This window comes from Mesorhizobium sp. M2A.F.Ca.ET.037.01.1.1 (assembly GCF_003998075.1).
Classification (GTDB): Bacteria; Pseudomonadota; Alphaproteobacteria; order Rhizobiales; family Rhizobiaceae; genus Mesorhizobium.
In genome coordinates, this window is sequence record NZ_RZSA01000792.1 from 1 (window position 1) to 3,176 (window position 3,176).

The following is a 3,176-nucleotide window of genomic DNA, read 5'->3' on the forward strand; positions in this document are numbered from 1 at the left end:
GCAGCGATGACGGTCGAGTAGCTCAGCCATTCGGCTTTCGACCGGGTCACCGGAGGCGGTCGCCCACCCCCGGTTCCCACAGAACGTGGCGTGCGGAGCTACCGCACCACGCTCTTCGGCAGTTGCTCACAGCACCGCAAGTGCCGCAGCTCCCGGTGCGGGAGCCGCAGTTTCGGATGCAGTAGCGGGGTCCGTTCTTTGATCTGGTGTAAGGCGTCCCAGTCGAGGCGACCGCCGTCACGGCTGCGACTGCACAGCATCTTGCGCCAGTAACGCTCAGTGTCCCAATACACCTTGGTCAGCGACCGGATATTTCCGGCAACACCATAGTAGGCATAGTGGCCACGCAGGGCAGCGTTTATCGCTCTGACCTGATCACTGACCGCGTGATGCCCTATTTGGTCGCATCAACTCCTGCAACGACGACACGCTCCTTTGAAGCCGAAACTTCTCCGTGCGCATGCCAACCTCGAAGTTACCAGCTGGACATCACCCACAACGACCGCTTTGTTGACGCGCCCCTTGGAAAGGCACAGGGAGGCCAGGTCGCAACCGGCGCACTCACTGGAGCGCGAATAGAAGAAGCGGCCGTGCTTCACTGGCCTAGTCGGACGCAGGATCTTTCCCCGCGGACACTTCAGTATGTCGTGCTTGGCATCGTAGCGGAAGCGGCGAAGCGGGACCGGGCTACGGATCGGCTCTGCCTTGGCCGGGATCAATGCATCTATGCCGCGACGCTCGAACGCTCCGAACACTTTCGCGTAGGCATAGCCGGCACCGGCAGTGACGGTGCTAGAGCGCGTCCTGTTTAATCTGGGTCGTATCCAGCTGCCTTGAAGTAGTTGGCGCATTCGGCTGGGGTGAAGCGTTCGAGGATCGCGCCGACTGCGTCCCACAGTGCGCTGATTGTCCGCTCGGCCTTTGCCCGCATCAGCGCCTTGAGCTTGGCGAAGGCGTTTTCGATGGGATTGAAGTCTGGGCTATAGGGCGGGAGATAGAGCAGGCTCGCCCCCGCCGTCTCGATCGCGTCGCGGACGCCGGCGGCCTTGTGGGCAGGCAGGTTGTCCATCACGACGACGTCGCCGGGTTCGAATGTGGGAACCAGCACCTGGTCGACATACGCCAGGAACACGGTGCCGTTCATGGCGCCGTCGTAGACGAAGGGGGCGGTCATGCCGGTCAGCCGCAATGCGCCGGTGAAGGTGGTGGTCTTCCAATGACCATGGGGCACGCCGGCCCGGCAGCGCTCGCCGCGTGGGGCTCGTCCGCGCAGGCGGGCCATCTTCGTCGACAGTCCGGTCTCATCGATGAGGACCAGCTTCGTTGGATCGAGGTCGAGCTGGCCGTCGAACCAGTCCCGGCGTCGCTTCAGGACGTCGGGGCGATCCTGCTCCAGTGCGTGCGCGGACTTTTTTGAATGTCCAGCCGTGCCGGCCGAGCCAGGCGCTCAAGGCGCTGCGGCTGATCCGAAAAGACTGCTCGACCTCCAGACGCGCCACCATCTCGTTCAACGTGATGTCCTTGCGCTCCTCGATCAGCCCGAAAATGAAGGCGTCATGCGCATCCAGGCTGGACGCGCGGCGGCGGCCCTGCGGGCGCGGCGACAGTTCGCCGATCCTGGCCCGCGCAATCCAGCGGATCGCGCTCGATATGCCGACCCCAAACCGTGCCGCCGCCTGTCGGGCCGACATGCCGGCATCCGAAGCTTTCAAAACCCGGGACCGCAGATCCCCACTCAGTGCTTTTCCCATCATCCACCTCCATCAAGGTGGATGTTGAATCACCGGAGAAGCTCGTCGTCACATCACAATCGATTCATCGATCACGGGACGTGCTCTAACAGGTAGCCCGGTCGCCTCCATAGCGGCATCAATCCGTTCGACGATCATCTGCCCCTCGTTGATCTCCCCGGTGGTCACGGCAACATCGAGAACCACCCCGCGCAAATCATCGACGATGGTATGCTGTTTGTAAGCGGGCTCCAGACGGCGGTTGCGGGCGTTTGTCGCCATGCTGGCATCCGGATCGGTGATGCAGACCTTCTTGAACTTTCCTGTCTTGCGGCTTTTTCTGATCGCTGCCTCCGCATCTGCGTTCGCCGCGCTCACCGCCTCAAGATGGCGCACCGCCAAGCTATCCCAGCTCACGTTGCCGATTCCGACGAAGCCGCCCCTTTGTTCCGAGATTATTCCGCCCCCTGATTCCGAGATGATCTCGCTCCCTGGGGCCGGGGCTCTGCTGGCGTGGTTGTTGTCATTTCGTTCGCATGTGGTGTCAAGCTTTGTTGGGCTGTTTTCGACGCAAGCTTTCGCCTGTGAGGTCGATGCGGTGGGCGTTGTGCACGAGCCGGTCGAGGATGGCGTCGGCGTAGGTCGGGTTACCAAACATCAGAGGCTGCCGCCATTCTCGACGGGGTGGTGTCTCATTTGACGGTCATCGACCCGCGTCACGGCCTAGCGGGTCAGCGTCTGGAGCTCGTGTCGTCCCGTTCTGCGCGCGGTCCGGCTTTCGTTGTTGTTCGACTATCTGACGGACGCCGCCGCTCAATCCGGCGCTCGGTGACCGACCTTGCAGCGGCGTCACCGGAAGAACAAGGCGCGCCGAAAGCGTTGCCCCGCATCAATGTGCGAACGCTGCTCACATTGCTGCACCATTTGAACAGCACGTTGGCCTCTCGTATCGAGGAGGTGATTCGCGATGAACATACAGTCGAATCTGTATCGGTGTCGCGTCCCAGACCCCCACCACCAAAGTTCCGAACCCGAGTATCATCACTCTGCCGAGTCTTTGGCTCAACTTGCCGGGGGAGACGCAGAAGCAGATCGCGCAGAGCCTCGCGCAACTTCTCTTGCGGATGCGATCGACGGGCGCGCCGACAGCGGCGGATCGGCATGTTGAGAGCATTGAATAGACCAGACGAGTGCGTCACTGCTGCGCATCGCGGCAAGCTCGCTTACATTTACGTCCGCCAGTCCTCCGTGAACCAGGTGCGGCATCATCAGGAAAGCACGGAACTGCAATACCGTCTCGTCGATCGTGCCGTCGCCCTCGGCTGGCCGCATGAACGCGTGCACGTCATCGATGAAGATCTTGGCAAATCCGGAGCCGGGACCATCGAGCGGGTGGGCTTCAAGAAGCTGATCGCCGAGATCGGGCTGGGGAACGCCGGCTTGGTC

At 62.1% G+C, this 3,176-nt stretch carries 2 protein-coding genes and 4 pseudogenes; 1 reads left to right on the plus strand and 5 read right to left on the minus strand.

From position 1 onward, the window contains the following. Nucleotides 1-494 precede the first annotated feature (494 nt). From EOA27_RS42380 to EOA27_RS29070, 5 genes and pseudogenes are all read right to left on the minus strand, one after another. A pseudogene (locus EOA27_RS42380) lies at nucleotides 495-845 on the minus strand (IS5/IS1182 family transposase); the annotation flags it as partial. Beyond that, entirely contained in the window at nucleotides 809-1,282 is a 474-nt protein-coding gene (locus EOA27_RS42385) for an IS630 family transposase (protein WP_245491187.1), read from the minus strand. The gene EOA27_RS42385 and the pseudogene EOA27_RS42380, both read right to left, overlap by 37 nt. A gap of 19 nt (nucleotides 1,283-1,301) precedes the next feature. Continuing rightward, nucleotides 1,302-1,691 carry a transposase gene (locus EOA27_RS42390; protein ID WP_245491188.1) on the minus strand — a complete coding sequence of 130 codons (390 nt, stop codon included), beginning with the start codon at nucleotides 1,689-1,691 and terminating at the stop codon, nucleotides 1,302-1,304. A 174-nt stretch (nucleotides 1,692-1,865) separates the two neighbouring features. Continuing rightward, a pseudogene (locus EOA27_RS29065) lies at nucleotides 1,866-2,147 on the minus strand (IS5/IS1182 family transposase); the annotation flags it as partial. Nucleotides 2,148-2,274: 127 nt separating this feature from the next. Beyond that, nucleotides 2,275-2,406: pseudogene (locus EOA27_RS29070) on the minus strand (ATP-binding protein); the annotation flags it as partial. 572 nt (nucleotides 2,407-2,978) lie between these two features. Between EOA27_RS29070 and EOA27_RS42395 the strand changes: the two are divergent. Beyond that, nucleotides 2,979-3,176 (plus strand): annotated as a pseudogene (locus tag EOA27_RS42395) (recombinase family protein); the annotation flags it as partial.

Coding starts and splice junctions, on each gene's coding strand:
- EOA27_RS42390 (WP_245491188.1), bottom strand. CDS start 1,691: ATGTCGGCCCGACAGGCGGCGGCACGGTTTGGGGTCGGCATATCGAGC.
- EOA27_RS42385 (WP_245491187.1), bottom strand. CDS start 1,282: ATGGCCCGCCTGCGCGGACGAGCCCCACGCGGCGAGCGCTGCCGGGCC.